At 69.6% G+C, this 17,287-nt stretch carries 21 protein-coding genes; 14 read left to right on the top strand and 7 right to left on the bottom strand.

Annotated features, from left to right (window positions below):
• Positions 1 to 54: 54 nt before the first annotated feature.
• The 5 genes from N788_RS14320 to N788_RS05455 all read right to left on the bottom strand — a co-directional run bounded on the left by N788_RS14320 (position 55) and on the right by N788_RS05455 (position 4,290).
• A complete protein-coding gene (locus N788_RS14320; RefSeq protein WP_084695907.1) occupies positions 55 to 543 on the bottom strand; it encodes an REP-associated tyrosine transposase in 489 nt (162 codons plus the stop codon).
• 147 nt (positions 544 to 690) lie between these two features.
• Positions 691 to 1,374 (bottom strand): DnaA regulatory inactivator Hda, encoded by a 684-nt coding sequence (gene hda, locus N788_RS05470; protein WP_034222129.1) that lies wholly within the window; start codon positions 1,372 to 1,374, stop codon positions 691 to 693.
• Positions 1,371 to 2,561, bottom strand: coding sequence for an AI-2E family transporter (locus N788_RS05465; RefSeq protein ID WP_084695906.1), 1,191 nt, complete (start codon positions 2,559 to 2,561; stop codon positions 1,371 to 1,373). Before N788_RS05465 ends, hda begins: the two co-directional genes overlap by 4 nt.
• Entirely contained in the window at positions 2,558 to 3,118 is a 561-nt protein-coding gene (locus tag N788_RS05460) for a CDP-alcohol phosphatidyltransferase family protein (RefSeq protein ID WP_034222126.1), read from the bottom strand. The genes N788_RS05465 and N788_RS05460 overlap by 4 nt, the downstream gene beginning before the upstream one ends.
• On the bottom strand, positions 3,115 to 4,290 hold the full coding sequence (locus N788_RS05455; RefSeq protein ID WP_051924396.1) for a DUF2066 domain-containing protein: 1,176 nt from the start codon (positions 4,288 to 4,290) through the stop codon (positions 3,115 to 3,117). The genes N788_RS05460 and N788_RS05455 overlap by 4 nt, the downstream gene beginning before the upstream one ends.
• 57 nt (positions 4,291 to 4,347) lie before the next feature.
• On the opposite strand from N788_RS05455, the gene purM reads away from it, so the two are divergent.
• Genes purM through N788_RS05435 form a run of 4 tightly spaced genes read left to right on the top strand, consistent with a single transcriptional unit; the run spans position 4,348 to position 7,933 of the window.
• The gene (gene purM, locus N788_RS05450) at positions 4,348 to 5,526 is read left to right on the top strand and encodes a phosphoribosylformylglycinamidine cyclo-ligase (RefSeq protein ID WP_084695905.1); all 1,179 of its coding nucleotides are present in this window, start codon (positions 4,348 to 4,350) and stop codon (positions 5,524 to 5,526) included.
• A gap of 25 nt (positions 5,527 to 5,551) precedes the next feature.
• On the top strand, positions 5,552 to 6,544 hold the full coding sequence (locus tag N788_RS05445) for a sensor domain-containing diguanylate cyclase (RefSeq protein WP_034222122.1): 993 nt from the start codon (positions 5,552 to 5,554) through the stop codon (positions 6,542 to 6,544).
• Positions 6,545 to 6,555: 11 nt separating this feature from the next.
• Positions 6,556 to 7,224, top strand: coding sequence for a phosphoribosylglycinamide formyltransferase (purN, locus tag N788_RS05440; RefSeq protein ID WP_034222120.1), 669 nt, complete (start codon positions 6,556 to 6,558; stop codon positions 7,222 to 7,224).
• Positions 7,217 to 7,933, top strand: coding sequence for a DUF3108 domain-containing protein (locus N788_RS05435; protein WP_034222117.1), 717 nt, complete (start codon positions 7,217 to 7,219; stop codon positions 7,931 to 7,933). Before purN ends, N788_RS05435 begins: the two co-directional genes overlap by 8 nt.
• Positions 7,934 to 7,935: 2 nt before the next feature.
• Here N788_RS05435 and murA read toward each other — a convergent pair whose 3' ends face one another.
• The gene (gene murA, locus N788_RS05430; protein WP_034222115.1) at positions 7,936 to 9,195 is read right to left on the bottom strand and encodes a UDP-N-acetylglucosamine 1-carboxyvinyltransferase; all 1,260 of its coding nucleotides are present in this window, start codon (positions 9,193 to 9,195) and stop codon (positions 7,936 to 7,938) included.
• Positions 9,196 to 9,316: 121 nt separating this feature from the next.
• Positions 9,317 to 9,556, bottom strand: coding sequence for a BolA family protein (locus tag N788_RS05425; RefSeq protein ID WP_034222113.1), 240 nt, complete (start codon positions 9,554 to 9,556; stop codon positions 9,317 to 9,319).
• 71 nt (positions 9,557 to 9,627) lie between these two features.
• Between N788_RS05425 and N788_RS05420 the strand changes: the two genes are divergently transcribed.
• From N788_RS05420 to rapZ, 10 genes are all read left to right on the top strand, one after another.
• A complete protein-coding gene (locus tag N788_RS05420; protein WP_034222111.1) occupies positions 9,628 to 10,629 on the top strand; it encodes a KpsF/GutQ family sugar-phosphate isomerase in 1,002 nt (333 codons plus the stop codon).
• Between the two features lie 7 nt (positions 10,630 to 10,636).
• Positions 10,637 to 11,176, top strand: coding sequence for a KdsC family phosphatase (locus tag N788_RS05415; protein WP_034222109.1), 540 nt, complete (start codon positions 10,637 to 10,639; stop codon positions 11,174 to 11,176).
• A 4-nt stretch (positions 11,177 to 11,180) separates the two neighbouring features.
• Positions 11,181 to 11,747 (top strand): LPS export ABC transporter periplasmic protein LptC, encoded by a 567-nt coding sequence (gene lptC, locus N788_RS05410; RefSeq protein WP_034222107.1) that lies wholly within the window; start codon positions 11,181 to 11,183, stop codon positions 11,745 to 11,747.
• Entirely contained in the window at positions 11,723 to 12,217 is a 495-nt protein-coding gene (gene lptA, locus N788_RS05405; protein WP_084695904.1) for a lipopolysaccharide transport periplasmic protein LptA, read from the top strand. The genes lptC and lptA overlap by 25 nt, the downstream gene beginning before the upstream one ends.
• A complete protein-coding gene (lptB, locus tag N788_RS05400) occupies positions 12,217 to 12,936 on the top strand; it encodes an LPS export ABC transporter ATP-binding protein (RefSeq protein WP_034222105.1) in 720 nt (239 codons plus the stop codon). The genes lptA and lptB overlap by 1 nt, the downstream gene beginning before the upstream one ends.
• Before the next feature lie 30 nt (positions 12,937 to 12,966).
• A complete protein-coding gene (locus N788_RS05395; protein ID WP_034222103.1) occupies positions 12,967 to 14,388 on the top strand; it encodes an RNA polymerase factor sigma-54 in 1,422 nt (473 codons plus the stop codon).
• A gap of 128 nt (positions 14,389 to 14,516) precedes the next feature.
• Positions 14,517 to 14,843 carry a ribosome hibernation-promoting factor, HPF/YfiA family gene (gene hpf / locus N788_RS05390; protein WP_034222102.1) on the top strand — a complete coding sequence of 109 codons (327 nt, stop codon included), beginning with the start codon at positions 14,517 to 14,519 and terminating at the stop codon, positions 14,841 to 14,843.
• Between the two features lie 3 nt (positions 14,844 to 14,846).
• Complete coding sequence (locus N788_RS05385) at positions 14,847 to 15,317, top strand: PTS sugar transporter subunit IIA (RefSeq protein ID WP_034222100.1); 471 nt, start codon at positions 14,847 to 14,849, stop codon at positions 15,315 to 15,317.
• A 4-nt stretch (positions 15,318 to 15,321) separates the two neighbouring features.
• On the top strand, positions 15,322 to 16,272 hold the full coding sequence (gene hprK, locus N788_RS05380; protein WP_034222099.1) for an HPr(Ser) kinase/phosphatase: 951 nt from the start codon (positions 15,322 to 15,324) through the stop codon (positions 16,270 to 16,272).
• Positions 16,269 to 17,144, top strand: coding sequence for an RNase adapter RapZ (gene rapZ, locus N788_RS05375; protein ID WP_034222098.1), 876 nt, complete (start codon positions 16,269 to 16,271; stop codon positions 17,142 to 17,144). Before hprK ends, rapZ begins: the two co-directional genes overlap by 4 nt.
• The last annotated feature ends 143 nt before the right edge of the window (positions 17,145 to 17,287 follow it).

The raw sequence follows: 17,287 nt of genomic DNA, 5'->3' as shown, positions 1-17,287 counted from the left end.
AAGGGTTTGCTCTGGCCGGGGATTTCGGGACTGAAGTCCCTCCCACAAGAGGGGTCAGATGGGGCAGTCGCCTTCAAGCCAGGTCGCATCCCAGAAAGGATAGTCGCCCACTCGTTCCACGAGTCCGGCACGCAGAGGATTGGCCACGAGGTAGCGTGCCGCTGCACGTAGGTTCTCGTGGCTTCGCAATGCCCGGTCATGGAAACCTGCCCCCCATACCGAGCCCCTGCGCCCGAGCCGCTTATTGAAGAGGCGTGCGCTTGAGCCCTTGGCCCGCTGGAGTGTCTGTCCCAGGCGGCTTTCCGTGCCGAGCACCAAGAGCCCGTGCCAGTGGTCGGGCATCAACACCCAGGCCATCAATTCGCTGCCCGTCCATTGCGATGGCGAAGCTATTGCGGCCGCCATCGTGCTGCCGTGTTCCCATGTTTCGAACCAGCGCCGGCGTTGGGAAGCAGTGAAAGTAATGAAACAGGCCTGCCCGGGCACCGAGCGGCGACCTTGGCGAAGCGCACATTCTCCGCGTGTGTTGAACGTTAGGCCCATAACGGCAGGCTGGGCGTTGAGGTGGTGTTGACCTATAGGGATTTCCTTCATCCACAGGTGGGGGAATTCGGGACTGAAGTCCCTCCCACAAGGGTTTGCTCTGGCCGGGGATTTCGGGACTGAAGTCCCTCCCACAGAGGGGCTGGGTCAGAGGTGCTGGCGCAGGAAGGGAATGGTGATGCGGCGCTGGGCGGCGAGGCTGGCCCGGTCGAGCTGGTCGAGCAGGCGGGTCAGGCTGGCCAGGTCACGGTCGACGCGGCGCAGCAGGTAGTCAAGCACCGCCTCGTCGAGTTCAAGGCCACGGCGGCTGGCGCGTTGGCGCAGCACGCGGCGGCGGCCCGCTTCGTCCAGTGGATCGATGCCCAATCGGACGCATTGGCCCAGGCGGGTCTGCAGGTCGGGCAGGCGCAGGCCGATGTCGGCCGGATTGCCGCGGGCCGCGTAGATCACCGCCCCCTCGCCCTGGCGGGCGCGGTTGTGGAAGTGGAACAGCGCCTCCTCGTCGGCGGCATGGCCGGCCGCGGCCTCCAGGCCGTCCAGGCACAGCAGGTCGGCGGCTTCCTGCTGGGCCAGGGCGTCCGCCAGGCGACCGGCGAAGGCGGCCAGGGGCAGGTAGGCGGCGCGGCGGCCGGTGGCCGCGGCCTCGGCGCAGGCGGCCAGCAACAGGTGGGTCTTGCCGCTGCCGGACGGGCCGGCCAGGTAAAGCCAGTCGCGCGACCCGCCGACGGCGCAGGCGTGCACAGCCGAGCGCACGGCGTCATTGGCTTCGAAGGCCTCCAGGCGCTGGTCCGGCGGCGCGCGCAGGCCCAGCGGGAGTTGCGGGGTGGTCATTGGTCTTTCGTGGGAGGGACTTCAGTCCCGAAGCCCTTCGGGACTGAAGTCCCGCCCACAGGGGGATTTACAGCTTCGGCGTCGGTGATGATGGCGGCGGACTCATCGGCGCCGTAGAGCTCGCTTTCGGTGTAGCGCTCGTAAACGTGCCGGCCGACCACCACGGCCACGGCGGCGGCAGGCAGGGCCAGCAACACGCCCAGGAAACCGAACAGCTGGCCACCGGCCATCACCGCGAAGATGACCGCCACCGGATGCAGGCCGATCTTGTCGCCGACCAGCCAGGGCGTCAGCCAGAAGCTTTCCAGCAGCTGGCCCAGGCCGAACACGCCCAGCACCAGGGCCAGGTGCATCAGATCGCCGTGTTGCACCAGGGTGGCGATGACGGCGGCGCCGAGGCCGACGATCGCCCCCAGGTAGGGCACGAAACTGACCAGGCCGGCGACGATGCCGATCAGGATGCCCAGGTCGACGCCCACGGCCGTCAGGCCCACCGCGTAGATGGTGCCCAGCGCGATCATCACGCTCAGCTGGCCGCGGATGAATCCGCCCAGTACCTGGTCGGACTCATGCGCCAGCTTGGTGACGGTGGGTTCGATCGGCCGCGGCAGCAGGTCGCGCGCCTTGGCCAGCATCGACGAGCCATCGCGCATGAAGAAGAAGGTCACGACGGGGACCAACGCCAGGTTGACGATCCAGGTCACCACCGCCATGCCGGACTTGGACAGTTCGCCCATCACCGTGGCGGCGACGCCGCCGGCCTGGCGCCAGTGCTCTTTGAGCAGCGCGATCAGCTGGCTCGGATCGACGTAACCGGCCAGTTCCAGTTTGAAACGCGACTCGAGCCAGGGCACGGCGGTGCCGGTGAGCCACTGGCCGAAACGCGGCAGCCAGTTGATGAAGTTCGAGACCTGGCTTTCCACCAGCGGCACCAGCAGCAGGACCGCCAGCACCAGCACCAGGGTCATCAGGGTGAACACCAGCAGCACCGCGGCGGTGCGCGAACGGCCGGTGCGCTCGATCTTGCGCACCAGCGGTTCGCCCAGCCAGGCCAGCAGCGCGGAAATGACGAAGGGCGTGAGGATGGGACCGAGCAGCCAGATCACCACGCCCACCGCGCCGGCCACGACCAGCCACTGCCAGAGTTGCCGGTTGCCGAGGGGCGACGGGGCGGGAAGCGTATTCATGCGGTGGGTTTCCTCCGGTGCAGCCAGGCCTTCGCACCATAACGGACAACATAATCGAGGCCGCTGACGAAGGTAAGGAAAGCGACGCCCAGTATGCCGTCGATCAGGCGGTTCACCGGAATCGCCCAGCCGGCCAGGTCGACCAGGCAGGCCAGCACCAGGGCGATCTGGGCAACGGTCGTGGCCTTGCCCAGCCAGCTCGGCTCGCCGTCGAAGGGCCCGGCCAGGCGCCACCAGACCACGGCCCCGGTGACGATGACCGCGTCGCGGGCGAGCACCAGGCCCACCACCCAGCCCGGCAGGGCGCCCGCCAGCAACAGGCCGGCGAAGGCACAGCCCAGCATCAGCTTGTCGGCCACCGGGTCGAGCAGGCTGCCCAACCGGCTCCGCCAGCCGAACCGTTTGGCGAGCAGGCCATCGATGGCGTCGCTGGCGCCGGCGACCACGGCCAGCCACAGCGCTTCGCGGTGGAAGCCGGCCCAAAGCAGCCACAGCAGCACCGGCGCCATCGCCAGGCGCAGGCCGGTGATGGCGTTGGGCAGGTGCCGGAGCTTCATGGCCGCAGGCGGTAGCGGGCTTCGGTGGGCTCGCCGGACAGGCCGGCCGGGTCCGGCGATGCCGTGGCCGCAGGGGCTTGCGCCTCGAGCACGTCGCCGGCGGCCAGGAAGCCGTCGAAGGACGACAGCCCCACCGCCAGGTCCAGGCGCAGCTGCAGGCTGTCCGGCGTGGCTTCGAGCACGGTCAGTTCGCGCACCACCGGCAGCGTCTGCAGGTAGCCCATGGCGCGGGTGAAGTCGTCGGCCAGGCGCAGGCCGCTGATGCGCACGACGTGCACGCCGGGTTCGCCCACGGCCGCGCGGGTGGCGTCCCGGCGGGCGATAGCGTCGGCGGCGCCGTCCGCCCCCGACGCCAGGGCACGCTGCGGGCTGGGGTCGGAAAACGACCAACGCGACAGTTCGCTGCCACCGCTGGACAGCACCCAGTCGGCGGTCCAGCCCTGGCCCTCGCGGTACAGCCGGCCCAGCAGCTGGGTCTGGTGGCCGTAGCGTTCGGTCAGGGCCTGGATGGGCCCGGGGTTGCGCGCCCAGAGGGTGTCCACCGCGGCCTGCTCGACCGCGCTGCCGGTCGGCAGGCCGAAGCTGAGGCCGCGCTCGGTGCCACGGCTGGCCAGCGGCTTGACCACGTTGATCTGGCCGGCGTTGACCAGCCGGGCGCCGCGGCCGTCGTCGATGGCCAGCCACAGGATCGGACTGGGCCGGTCCGGACCCCAGTACGGCAGGCCGGCGCCGACGATCAGCGCATCCACCTTGTTGGGGTCGAACTGGACGCGGAGCGTGGTCTTGTAGACCGGTGCGCCGCCGATGGCGGTATTGCCCTGCTGGTCGGAGACGCTGTCGGCGGTCTGTTCCTGCATCACGAAGCTGGCCGCCTTGGGCAGCGCGCGGCGCACCACCGGATTGGCGCTCGCCAGCGGCTCGCCGGTCAGCTTCACCAGCACCTGGGCCAGGGCCCGGGCCGTCGCGGCCCGGCGCTCGCCGGCGTCCTGGCTGAGCAGTTCGCTTTCGCCGGTGTACAGCGCCATGTCGCGCGGGGTGTCGGCCTCGGCCACCAGGCCCGGCTCGCCGGACTCGGCCGCTGCAACGGGCGCGGGCGACTGGGCGGCCACCCACGGGGCAGCCGCCAGGGCCAGCAGGACGACGAACAAGCGGATGTGGAGGCGTGGGCGCATGGGCTCGGGGGCGTGCAGGGCAAGCTGGAATGGTGCCGGATAGGGGCCGGCGCGTCCATGTTCCTCCCTGCAGGAGCGGCTTCAGCCGCGAAGTACTGCTTTGCTGAAGGCAAAGGCAAGAGCTTCGCGGCTGAAGCCGCTCCTACAAGGGGGCTGCCGCGGACGGTAGAATGGCCGTCTTTCCTACGCGCCGGACCCGCCGTGACCACGCCCACTCCCCTCACCTACCGCGACGCGGGTGTCGATATCGACGCCGGCAACGAGCTCGTCGAGCGCATCAAACCGCTGGTCAAGCGCACCTTCCGGCCGGAAGTGATGGGCGGCCTGGGAGGCTTCGGGGCCCTGTTCGACCTGGCCGGCAAGTACCGCGAGCCGGTGCTGGTGTCGGGCACCGACGGCGTCGGCACCAAGCTCAAGCTGGCCCAGCAGCTGGGCCGCCACGACAGCATCGGCATCGACCTGGTCGGCATGTGCGTGAACGACGTGCTGGTCCAGGGCGCCGAGCCGCTGTTCTTCCTGGACTATTTCGCCACCGGCAAACTCGACGTCGAGACCACCGTCGCCGTCGTGTCCGGCATCGCCAAGGGCTGCGAGCTCGCGGGCTGCGCCCTGATCGGCGGCGAAACCGCCGAAATGCCCGATATGTACGGCCCCGGCGAATACGACCTGGCCGGCTTCACCGTCGGCGCGGTCGAAAAGAGCCAGCTGCTCGACGGCGCCAAGGTCCGCGAAGGCGACGTACTGCTGGGCATTGCCTCGTCCGGCCCGCATTCGAACGGCTATTCGCTGGTGCGCCGCATCTACGACCGCGCCGGCCGCCCGGCCGAGCTCGAGGTTGGCGGCGTCAAGCTGGTGGACGCGCTGATGGCGCCCACCACACTGTACGTGAAGCCGGTGCTGGAGCTGCTGGGCAAGCACGAACTGCACGCCATGGCCCACATCACCGGCGGCGGCCTGACCGAAAACATCATCCGCGTCATTCCCGACGGCCTGGGCCTGGCGATCGAAGCCTCGGCGATCGAGCTGCCGCCGGTGTTCGACTGGCTGCAGCGCGAAGGCGCGGTGGCCCGCGAGGAAATGTGGCGCACCTTCAACTGCGGCGTCGGCTTCGTGCTGGTGCTGGCGCCCGGCGATGTCGCCGCGGTGTCCGCCGACCTGCAGCGCCTGGGCCTGGCCCACCGCGCCATCGGCCAGGTGGTCAAGGCCGGCGGCGACGAGCGCGTACGCATCGGCTGACGCACCCCGGCCTGGAGGCACCGCCATGGTTTCCACCGAAAAGCTCAAGCAAGTCATCGCGGCGCAGGCGGACATCGCCCGCATGGGCTACGACCTGGGCGGCGTGATCAACCTGGTGGCCGAACGTACGCTGGACCTGGCCGGCGCCGACGGTGCGGTGATCGAGCTCGCCGAAGGCGACCAGATGGTCTATCGCGCCGCGGCCGGTATCGCGGCGCGCAGCCTGGGCATGCGTATCTCAAGGCTCGGCAGCCTGTCGGGCCTGTGCGTCGAACAGGGCAAGGCGCTGCTTTGCGACGATTCCGAAACCGACCCGCGCGTGGATCGTGAAGCCTGCCGCCGCGTCGGGCTGCGCTCGATGCTGGTGTTGCCGCTGCTGCACGACGGGCACACGGTGGGCGTGCTCAAGGCCATGTCCAGCCAGGTGAACGGCTTTTCCGACGCCCACGCGGAGCTGCTCGGGCTACTGGTGGACGCCGTCGCCGCGGCGATGTTCCATGCCACCCGGCACGCCGCCAGCGACCTGTTCCACATGGCCACCCACGACCCCCTGACCAACCTGCCCAACCGCGCACTGTTCGCCGACCGCCTGAAGGCGGCGATCGCCAATGCCCATCGCCTGGACATGGCCGTGGGGGCCCTGATGGTGGACCTGGACGACCTCAAACCCGTCAACGACGAACACGGCCACGCCGCCGGCGACGCGATGCTGGTTGAAGTCGCCACCCGGTTCGCGGGCTGCGCGCGCGGCTCGGATACGGTCGCGCGATATGGCGGCGACGAGTTCGCGGTGCTGCTTTCACCGCTTCAAAGCAGCGACAGCCTCGATCGCGCCATTGCCCGGTTCCAGGCAAGCCTGGCGCTGCCCTACCACTATCGCGGCACGCAGCTCCCACTGCGCGCCAGCATCGGCGGTGCCGTGGCTCTCGCCGAGGCCGGCGATGCCAACGACCTGCTCGAGCTGGCCGACCAGCGCATGTACCAGGCCAAGCGGGCCCGGAAGCAGCCCGTCCCGTGACGCCCGGCACGATGCGCCTGGCGGTCCTGGCCTCCGGCCGGGGCAGCAACCTGCAGGCCCTGCTGGCCGCCATCGATGCGGGCACGCTGCCGGCGCGGGTGGTCGGCGTTTTCTCGGACAAACCCACGTCCGGCGCCATCGCCATCGCCCGCGAACACGGCCTGCACAGCGTGGCGCTCAAGCCCCGCGACTACGCCGATCGTGTCGCCCACGATGAAGCGCTGTTCAGCGCCGTGGCCGACGTTCAGCCCGACCTCATCGTCTGTGCCGGTTACTTGCGCATCATCACCGAAGCCACGGTGCGACGATTCGAGGACCGCATGATCAACCTCCACCCTTCCCTGCTGCCGCGCCACCCGGGCCTGGACACCCACGCCCGCGTGCTCGCCGCCGGCGAAACCGAACATGGCGCCAGCGTGCATGCCGTCATCCCGGCGCTGGACGCCGGCCCGGTGCTGGCCCAGGTCCGCCTGGACGTCACTGCCGACGACACGCCTGAATCCCTGGCCCGGCGGCTGGCGCCGCGCGAACACGCCCTGCTCGTGGCCAGCGTCGGCGCGATCGCCAGCGCCCGCGCCCGCCTCCAGGGCGGTGCCTGGCAGGTCGACGGTCGGTCGCTGGGCGCACCACTGCGCCTGGGCAACGACGACCAGCTGCACGCGGAGATGGCCCATGCGTAACGTCCTGCGCGGCCTGCTGGCCGCCGCTTTGCTGGCGCTGCCGCTGTTGGCCACGGCGGCCGCCCCGCCCAAGCCCTTCAGCGCCGACTACGAAGTGCGGCGCAACGACGCGCGCATCGGCACCGGCCAGGTGTCGCTGCAGAGGCTGGGCGACGGCGCCTACGAACTGGTCACCCGCAGCCAGGGCACCGAAGGCCTGGCCGCGCTTGCCGGCATCGAGCGCGAGGAGCGTTCCCGGCTGCGCTGGACCGGCACGGGCTTCGAGCTGGTGCAGTACCGCATGGAGCAGAAGGCGGGCTGGAAGAAGCGCAACGAGGCGCTGGTGCTCGACCCGGCCAGCCGCCAGGTCGACAGCCGCTGGAAGGACGAGTCGGCGCGTTATGCGGCGACCCCGGGCGTGCTCGACGCGCATGGGGCGACCGCGGCCATCATGGTGGCGCTGGCTGCCGGCGAGCGCGGCAACCTGTCGCTGCCGATCGCCGACCGGCGTAGCGTCGAAACCCAGGTCTATCGTGTCGCGGCGCCGGTGCGCCTGCGCACGGCCATCGGCACCCACCGCGCCGTGCGGGTCGAGCGCGTGCGCGCAAGCAACAGCGGCCGGATCACCAAGCTGTGGTTCGCCCGCGAACTGGGCTGGCTGCCGCTGCGCATCAAGCAGTACGAAGCCGACGGCGAAACCCTGGACCTGCGGATCACCGCGATCCGCTGAGTTCAGCTGGGCAGGCGGCGGATCCTGGCGCCCAGGGTGCCGAGCTTCTCTTCGATGTTCTCGTAGCCGCGGTCGATGTGGTAGATGCGGTCGACCACGGTTTCGCCCTTGGCGACCAGGCCGGCCAGCACCAGCGACGCGGAGGCGCGCAGGTCGGTGGCCATCATCGGGGCGCCGGTCATTTCGGCGACACCGCGGATGATCGCGGTGTTTCCCTCGATGCGGATGTCGGCGCCCAGGCGCTGCAGCTCGTTGAGGTGCATGAAGCGGTTTTCGAAGATCGTCTCGGTGATCACGCCCACGCCCTCGGCGATGGTGTTGAGCGCCGCGAACTGGGCCTGCATGTCGGTCGGGAAGGCCGGGTACGGTGCCGTGGTCAGGTTCACGGCCTTCGGGCGCCGGCCGCGCATGTCCACCGTGATGCTGTCGGCGCTGACCTCGAGGTGCGCGCCGGCTTCCTCGAGCTTCACCAGCACCGCATCCATGGTGTCGGCCCGGGTGCGGCGGGCCGTGACGCGGCCGCCGGTCATGGCGCCGGCCACCAGGAACGTACCGGCTTCGATGCGGTCGGGCAGCACGTCGTAGTGGATGCCCGCGAGGCGATCCACCCCGTGCACGACGATGCGGTTGCTGCCCGCGCCTTCGATGTCGGCCCCCATGGCGATCAGGCAGTTGGCCAGGTCCACGACCTCCGGTTCCTGCGCGCAGTTCTCCAGCACCGTGGTGCCCTTGGCGAGCGCGGCGGCCATCAGCACGTTTTCGGTGCCGGTGACGGTGATCATGTCGAACACGTAGCGGCCGCCCTTGAGGCGCTCGGCGCGGGCCTTGATGAAACCGTTCTCGACCGAGACCTCGGCGCCCAGGGCCTGCAGGCCGCGGATGTGCTGCTCGACCGGGCGCGAACCGATGGCGCAGCCGCCGGGCAACGACACTTCGGCATGGCCAAAGCGCGCCAGCAGCGGTCCCAGCACCAGGATCGAGGCGCGCATGGTCTTGACCAGCTCGTAGGGCGCCACGGTGGAGGTGATGAAGCGCGGGTCGGCGGTGATGGTGAGCTTTTCGTCCACCATCAGCTGCACGCCCATCGCACCCAGGAGCTCCATGGTGGTGGTGACGTCATGCAGGTGCGGGACGTTGCCGATCGATATCGGGCCATCGGCCAGCAGGGTGGCGGCCAGGATGGGCAGCACGGCGTTCTTGGCGCCGGAGATCTGCACGTCGCCGTTGAGCGGCTCGCCGCCGGTGATCACGATTTTCGCCATGGTGCGGGAGGTTCCTGTGAATGGGGCTTCTTCTGTGTTGGCAGTTCCCCTGTGGGAGGGACTTCAGTCCCGAAGGCATCGGGACTGAAGTCCCTCCCACAGGGGAATCCAGGTCACAGGGTCAGACGGTGCGGTTGGCTTCTTCCGGCGTCAGGGTGCGCAGCGCCAGGGCGTGGATTTCGCCGCCCATGCGGTCGCCCAGCGTGGCGTAGACCATGCGGTGCCGGGCCAGCGGCAGCTTGCCGGCGAACGCCTCGCAGACCACCGTGGCTTCGAAATGCACGCCGTCGTCGCCCTGGACCCGGGCGCTGGCGCCGGGGAGGCCGGTTTCGATGAGTTCCTGGATGATCTGGGGATTCATGGGCGAGCGGGGCGCGGCGGGCGCGCAGGCCTTACAATGCGGCCCCGCATCATACTCCCTGTGCCCTGCCCATGAATGCCCCCCCAGCCACCATGGCCGTCTCCGACCACGCCCTGATCGCCAGCGGCCAGGCCGTCATCGACATCGAGGCCCAGGCCCTGGAAGCGGTCAAGGCGCGGCTGGGCGCCGATTTCGCCGCCGCCTGCCGCCACGTGCTGGCCTGCGGCGGCCGGGTGGTCTGCACCGGCATGGGCAAGTCCGGCCACATCGCCACCAAGATCGCCGCCACCCTGGCCTCCACCGGCACGCCGGCCTTTTTCATGCATCCGGGCGAGGCCAGCCACGGCGACCTGGGCATGGTGACCGACGTGGACGTGGTGCTGGCGCTGTCCAATTCCGGCGAAAGCGACGAAATCCTGTCCATCGTTCCCTCGCTCAAGCGCCAGGGCAACGTCTTGCTGGCCATGACCGGCCGCCCCGGCTCGAGCCTGGCGCGCCTGGCCGACGTCCACCTGGACGCCAGCGTGCCCGCCGAAGCCTGCCCGCTGGGGCTGGCCCCGACCTCGTCCACCACCGCCGCCCTGGCGCTGGGCGATGCACTGGCCGTGGCCCTGCTCGAGGCCCGCGGCTTCACCGCCGAGGATTTCGCCCGGTCCCACCCCGCCGGCCAGCTCGGCCGCCGCCTGCTGCTGCATATCCGCGACGTCATGCACGCCGGCGACGACGTGCCGAAGGTGGGCATCGAGGCCAGTGCCACCCAGGCCCTGCTGGAGATGACCCGTACCCGCCTGGGCATGACCGCCGTGGTCGATGCCGAGGGCGTGCTGCAGGGCGTGTTCACCGACGGCGACCTGCGCCGCTGCCTGGACGACGAAGACACCGATCTCAAGACCACGCCGGTCAGCCAGCTGATGGGGCGCTCGCCCAAGTTCATCGGCGCCGACGCGCTGGCGGTGGAAGCGGCGCACCTGATGGAAGAACACAAGATCAACGCCCTGGTGGTGCTCGACGAGCAGCGACGGGTGATCGGTGCCCTGAACATTCATGACCTGTTGCGCGCGCGCGTGGTGTGATCCGACGATGACGATGACCGAATCCGACCTGCGCCAACGCGCCGCCCGCATCCGCCTGGCCTGCTTCGACGTGGATGGCACGCTCACCGACGGCCGCCTGGTCTATGACGGCGAAGGCCGGGAAACCAAGGCCTTCCACGTGCTCGACGGCCAGGGCCTGAAGCTGCTGGAGGAAAACGGCGTCGCCGTCGCCCTCATCACCGCCCGCCGCAATGCCGCCGTGCAGGCGCGCGCCCGCGACCTGGGCCTGCAGCACGTCTACACCGGCGTGAAGGACAAGGGCGCGGTGCTCGTGCAGCTGTGCACCTCGCTGGATATCACCCCGGACGAAGCCGCGCACATGGGCGACGACCTGCCCGACCTGTCGGCCCTGCTGCAGGTGGGCCTGGCCGTGGCGCCGGCCAACGCGCACCCGTGGATCCTCGGGCACGTGCACTGGCAGACCCGGTCCAGGGGCGGCGAAGGCGCGGCGCGCGAACTGTGCGACCTCATCCTCGACGCCAAGGGCCTGCGCGCCGCGGTGCTGGAACAGTTCGGCGCGGCATGAGGCCATGAACCGCACCGTACTCAACCCGCTGTTGCTGGTCCTGGCCATCGGCCTGGGCAGCTACGCGGTCTGGCAGTGGCAGCAGCGCCAGGTACCGGCACCCGAGCCCGTCCAGCGTTCGGACTACGTGCTGCGCGATTTCGACCTCACCGCGCTCAACGAGCAGGGCACCGAAGCCTTCACCCTGCAATCGCCCTATCTCGAGCGCGAGCCCGACGGTCGCAGCATGAACATCCGTCTGCCGCGCTTCAGCTTCCCCGGCCGCGACGGCATGTGGCAGGCGCGATCGGTCACGGCTTGGGTCGGCCCGCGCGCCCGGGAGGTGCAGCTGCGCAAGGACGTCGAGCTCGTCGGCCCGGCGTCGGCCTCGGGCGAGCGCACGCGCTTTACCACCGGCCTGTTGTCGGTGTTCCCGGACGAGCAGCGCGCCAGCACCGACGACCGGGTTAACATCGCCCAGGGCAAGTCCTTCTACGCCGGTACCGGCCTGCGGGTGGACATGGCTGCCAAGCGTTTCCAGTTACTCAACGACACCCGAGGGACACTATGCGCCACGCCAGCAAGCTGCTGATCCTCGCCACCCTGCTGGCCACCGCCCCGGTGCTGGCCAGGTCCGGCGACCGCAACCAGCCCATGGACATCAGCGCCGACCGCACCGACGCCCTGCTCGGGGACGACAGCGTGTCCACGCTCGAAGGCAACGTCCGCATCCGCCAGGGCAGCCTGGAAGTGGACGCGGCACGCGCCGAAGTGCATCGCGCCGGCGGCGACATCAACCGCATCGTGCTGACCGGCAGCCCGGCGAACCTGCGCCAGGTGTCGGACGCCGGCGAGCCGATGGAAGCCACCGCCAACCGCATCGTCTACCTGCTCGCCGACGAGTCGATGATGCTCACCGGCAACGTCGTCGTCAGCCAGCCGCGTGGCACCCTGCGTGGCGAGACGATCAAGTACGACATCAATTCCGGCCGCCTCGACGGCGGCGGTGACGGCGCCCGCGTCTCCATGCGCATCCTGCCCAAGAACGCCGCGGCCGACTGATGCTGACCGCCAACGGCCTGGCCAAGCGCTACCGCTCGCGCCAGGTGGTGCACGACTTCGCGATGCAGGTGCGGCCAGGCGAAGTGGTCGGCCTGCTCGGCCCCAACGGCGCCGGCAAGACCACCTGCTTCTACATGATCGTCGGCCTGGTCGGGCCCGACGCCGGCCGCATCACGCTCGATGGCAAGGACATCACGTCCCTGCCCATGCACGAACGCGCGCGCCTGGGGCTGGGTTACCTGCCGCAGGAAGCCTCGGTGTTCCGCAAGCTCAGCGTCGCCGACAACATCCTCGCGGTGCTCGAGCTGCGCAAGGACCTCGACGGCCCTGGCCGCGCCGACGAACTGGCGGCGCTGATGGAGGAACTGCAGGTCGGCCACGTCGCCGACCAGGCCGGCGCCAGCCTTTCGGGCGGTGAACGCCGGCGCGTGGAGATCGCCCGGGCCCTCGCCGCCCGCCCGCGCTTCATGCTGCTCGACGAGCCGTTCGCCGGCGTCGACCCGATCTCGGTGGGTGAAATCCAGAAGATCGTCCGCCATCTCAAGGCCCGGGGCATCGGCGTGCTGATCACGGACCACAACGTCCGGGAGACCTTGGGCATTTGCGACCACGCGTATATCCTCAACGCAGGCAGCGTGCTCGCCCGGGGAACGCCCGACGAGGTCCTTGCCAACCCCGACGTGCGTCGTGTCTACCTGGGCGATGCCTTCCGCCTCTAGCCACGCAACCGCCGCCCCCCGCGGAGCACCATGAAGCCGACCCTCCAGACCCGCCTTGGCCAGCAGCTGTCCCTGACGCCCCAGCTGCGCCAGGCGATCCGGCTGCTGCAGCTGTCGGCGCTGGAACTGGAAACCGAACTCAACCAGGCCCTGGAATCGAACCCGCTGCTCGAGCGCGGCGACGAGGACCAGGGCGACGGCCCCGAAGACGACAAACCCGACGACGCCCCGGCCGAGGACACTCCCGGCGACGCCGACGCACCCGAGGAATTCGAGCCCGGCGAGCTCGACGAGTGGTACGAGGCGCCCGCCGGCGACCGCCGCGGCAACGACGGCGGCGAATCCGACGAGTTCACGGCGGCGGCGCCGGTGGACCTGCACGGGCACCTGCTCTGGCAGCTGCAGCTGAGCCACCTGGGCCCGCGCGATCTGGCCATTGGCCAGGCGGTCATTGAAGCCATCAATGACGACGGCTACCTCGAAGGCCCCCTGGCCGACATCCAGGCGGCCCTGAGGCCCGAGCTGGAGGTCGGCGAGGCCGAGATCGAAACCGTGCTCCACATCGTCCAGCACTTCGACCCGGTCGGCGCCGGCGCGCGCTGCCTGTCCGAATGCCTGTGCGTGCAGCTGAGCCTGCTCAGCGACGACACCCCCGGCCTGGCCCTGTCCCGGCGGCTGTGCAAGGACCATCTGGACGGCCTGGCCAAGCTGGGCGCCGAGCGCCTGGGGAGCCAGCTGGGCGAAAGCCCGGAAGCCATGGCCCAGGCCGTGGCCCTGCTGCGATCGCTCGACCCCAAGCCGGGCGCGCAGGTCGGCGGCAGCGAACCCGAATACATCGCCCCGGACGCCATCGCCTACCGGCAGAACGGCGTCTGGAAGGTCCGCCTGGCGGCCGGCAGCCGCCCCCGGCTGGCCATCAACCGCCATTACGAAGGCCTGATCGGCAAGGCCAGCCGCGAGGACGACAGCTACCTGCGCGGCCAGCTTCAGGAAGCCCGCTGGCTGATCAAGAGCCTGGAAACCCGCGCCGACACCGTCGAGCGCGTGGCCCGGGCCATCGTCCGCCAGCAATCGGCCTTCCTGGACCACGGCAACGAGGCCATGCGGCCCCTGACCCTGCGTGAAGTGGCCGAGGAACTGGGCCTGCACGAATCCACCGTATCCCGGGCCACCACCCGCAAATACCTGCGAACCCCGCGCGGCACCTTCGAATTCAAGCACTTCTTCAGCTCGGGCATCGCCACCGAGCACGGCGGCGCGGCCTCGGCCACGGCCATCCAGGCCATGATCCGCAAGCTGATCGACGCCGAAAGCCCGCGCACGCCGCTTTCCGACCAGAAGCTGGCCGAAACCCTGAAGGCCGAGGGCATCCCCGTGGCCCGCCGAACCGTGGCAAAATACCGGGAAGCAATGAACATCCCCGCCTCCAACGAGCGGCAGCGGTTGGCCTGAGGTCACCCAATGGCACAGCCGCCCCAGCGCGAACACGCGCAGACTTTCCACGGACTTGACGCTGGTCACGCCCCGTTATCGAGGGGCGTGATTACCTGTAGCTGTACCCACCAAGGAGGATCGTGACCATGCGGATCGACATCAGCGGCCATCAGATGGACGTTACCCCGGCCCTTCGCGACTACGTCAACGACAAGTTCGCGCGCGTCACCCGCCACTACGACCACCATGCCGAGGCGCGGGTCATCCTGTCGGTCGACAAGCTCGACCAGCGCGCCGAGGCCACGGTCGGCACGACGGGCAAGACCGTGCACGCCGACGCGATCGCCCCGGACATGTACGCGGCCATCGACATGCTCGCCGACAAGCTCGACCGCCTGCTGCTCAAGCAGAAGGAAAAGATGACCGACCACCACCGCGGCGAGTCGGCTGCGCGTTCCGACAGTTTCGGCTAGACCGTGCACCTGCTTGACCTGCTAAGCCCGGGGCGCGTCCTGGCCCCGGGCCCGATCCCCGGCAAGAAGCGACTGCTCGAGAAGGCATCGGCCCTGCTCGCCGAAGGCAATCCCGAGGTCGAGCGTGCCGTGTTCGACAGCCTGGTCGGGCGCGAACGCCTGGGCAGCACCGGCCTGGGCCATGGCGTGGCGATTCCGCATGGCCGCAGCCCGAAGGTCGGCACCGCCATCGGTACCTTCCTGCGCCTGTCCGAGCCGGTGGATTTCGGTTCGCCCGACGGCATGCCGGTCGATCTCGTCTTCGCTCTGGTGGTGCCCGAGCATTTTTCCTCCCAGCACCTGATGCTGCTTTCGCAGCTGGCGGAGATGTTCGGCGACGCCAATTTCCGCGACGAGCTGCGCGCCGCGGGCGATTCTGCCGCCCTGCACGGCCTGCTTTCGGATTGGCAGGCCAGCCACCCCGAGGCCCACTGAATCCATGACCGACCGCCTGAGCGCCCGCGAACTCTTCGACGAACTGGGCGAGCGGCTCGAAATGCGCTGGGTTGGCGGCCAGTCCGGCGGTGAACGCCTGATCGAACGCGGCGAGCATCTCTCGCGCCGGCCCTCGCTGGCCGGCTACCTGAACGTGATCCACCCGAACAAGGTGCAGATCATCGGCTCGGCCGAACTGGCCTGGCTCGACGGCCTGGACGCGCGCACGCGCTGGGAAGTGCTGCTCAAGATCATGGAATCCCGGCCGCTGGCCATGGTGATCACCCAGAACCAGTCCTGCCCCGCCGACCTGCGCGATGCCGCCGAGGAAAGCGACACGCCGCTGTGGGTGTCGCCACGACGCGGCTTCGAACTGCTCAACCTGCTGCAGTACCACCTGGCCCGTTCGCTGGCGCCGCGCCTGACGCTGCATGGCGTGTTCATGGAAATCTATTCGATCGGCGTCCTGGTCACCGGCGACTCCGGCGCCGGCAAGAGCGAACTCGCGCTCGAACTGATCAGCCGCGGCCACCGCCTGGTCGCCGACGATGCCCCCGAATTCACCCAGATCGCCCCCGACGTGCTCGACGGCACCTGCCCGGAACTGCTGCAGGACCTGCTGGAAGTGCGCGGACTGGGCGTGCTCAACATCCGCGAAATGTTCGGCGACACCGCCGTGAAGCGGAACAAGTACCTGCGCCTGATCGTGCACCTGGACCAGGAGCCGCAGCAGAGCGACGAGGCCATGGCCCGCATCACCGGCGAATCGCATAGCCGGAAGGTGCTCGACCTGGACGTTCCCGTGGTCGAGCTGCCCGTGGCCGCCGGCCGCAACCTGGCCGTGCTGGCCGAGGCCGCCGTGCGCCTGCACCTGCTGCGCAGCAAGGGCATGGACCCGGCGGCGGCCTTCCTGGCACGCCACAGCGCCTTCCTGCAGCAGGGAGAAACCAAGTGAGCGCCGATCCCACCCGCCCGCTGCTCTACGTCATCTCCGGGCTCTCGGGCTCCGGCAAGTCGGTCGCGCTCAAGACGCTCGAGGACCTGGACGTACATTGCACCGACAACCTGCCGGTCGAGCTGCTGCCGCAGTTCGTCAAGTCGGTGACCGGAGGCGAGGGCCAGGCCCGCCGCCTGGCCGTGGGCATCGATGTCCGGAATGCCTCCGACCTGGCCCGCATCCCGCAATGGCTCTCGGCGCTGGGCGAAATGGGCATCGACCACCAGCTGGTGTTTTTCGAAACCCGCGACGACACCCTGCTCAAGCGGTATTCCGACACCCGCCGCAAGCACCCGCTGAGCCACGACGGACTGGCCCTGGCCGACGCCATCGAGCTCGAACGCCTGCGCCTGCGGCCGCTCAAGGCCATCGCCGACCTGGTGATGGACACCTCGGAATTGAACGTGCACCAGATGCGTCGCGAGGTGATCACGGCGCTGGGCGCCGGTGCCCACCAGGACATGTCGCTGTTGTTCGAATCCTTTGCCTACAAGCGCGGGCTGCCGGCGGACGCGGATTTCGTGTTCGACGCCCGCGCCCTGCCCAACCCGCACTGGGATGCGCGGCTTCGGCCGCTGTCGGGCCGCGACGCAGCCGTGCGCGAGTACCTGCAGCAGGATCCGCAGGTGCAGGAGTTCGTGGCGCAGGTCGTGGCCTTCCTCGATACCTGGGTGCCACGCTTCGAGGCCGGCACGCGCAGCTACCTGACCATTGCCTTCGGCTGCACCGGCGGCCGCCACCGCTCGGTCTACCTGGCCGAACGCCTCGCCGCGCACTGCCGCGAACTGGGCCGCGAGGGCGTGCTCACCTTCCACCGCGAACTCGAATAGACCCCTGTAGGAGCGGCTTCAGCCGCGAAGTATTTGACTTTGCCTTGGGCGAGGAAGGGCTTCGCGGCTAAAGCCGCTCCTACAAAAGGGGCGAAAAAAAACGGGGCCCGCGAGGGCCCCGTTTCTTTTCATCGGGTGGTACC

Source organism: Arenimonas donghaensis DSM 18148 = HO3-R19, assembly GCF_000743535.1.
GTDB classification, from domain to species: Bacteria; Pseudomonadota; Gammaproteobacteria; order Xanthomonadales; family Xanthomonadaceae; genus Arenimonas; species Arenimonas donghaensis.
Note: the sequence above shows the minus strand (reverse complement) of the source record. Positions and strands in the feature narration are given on the sequence as shown.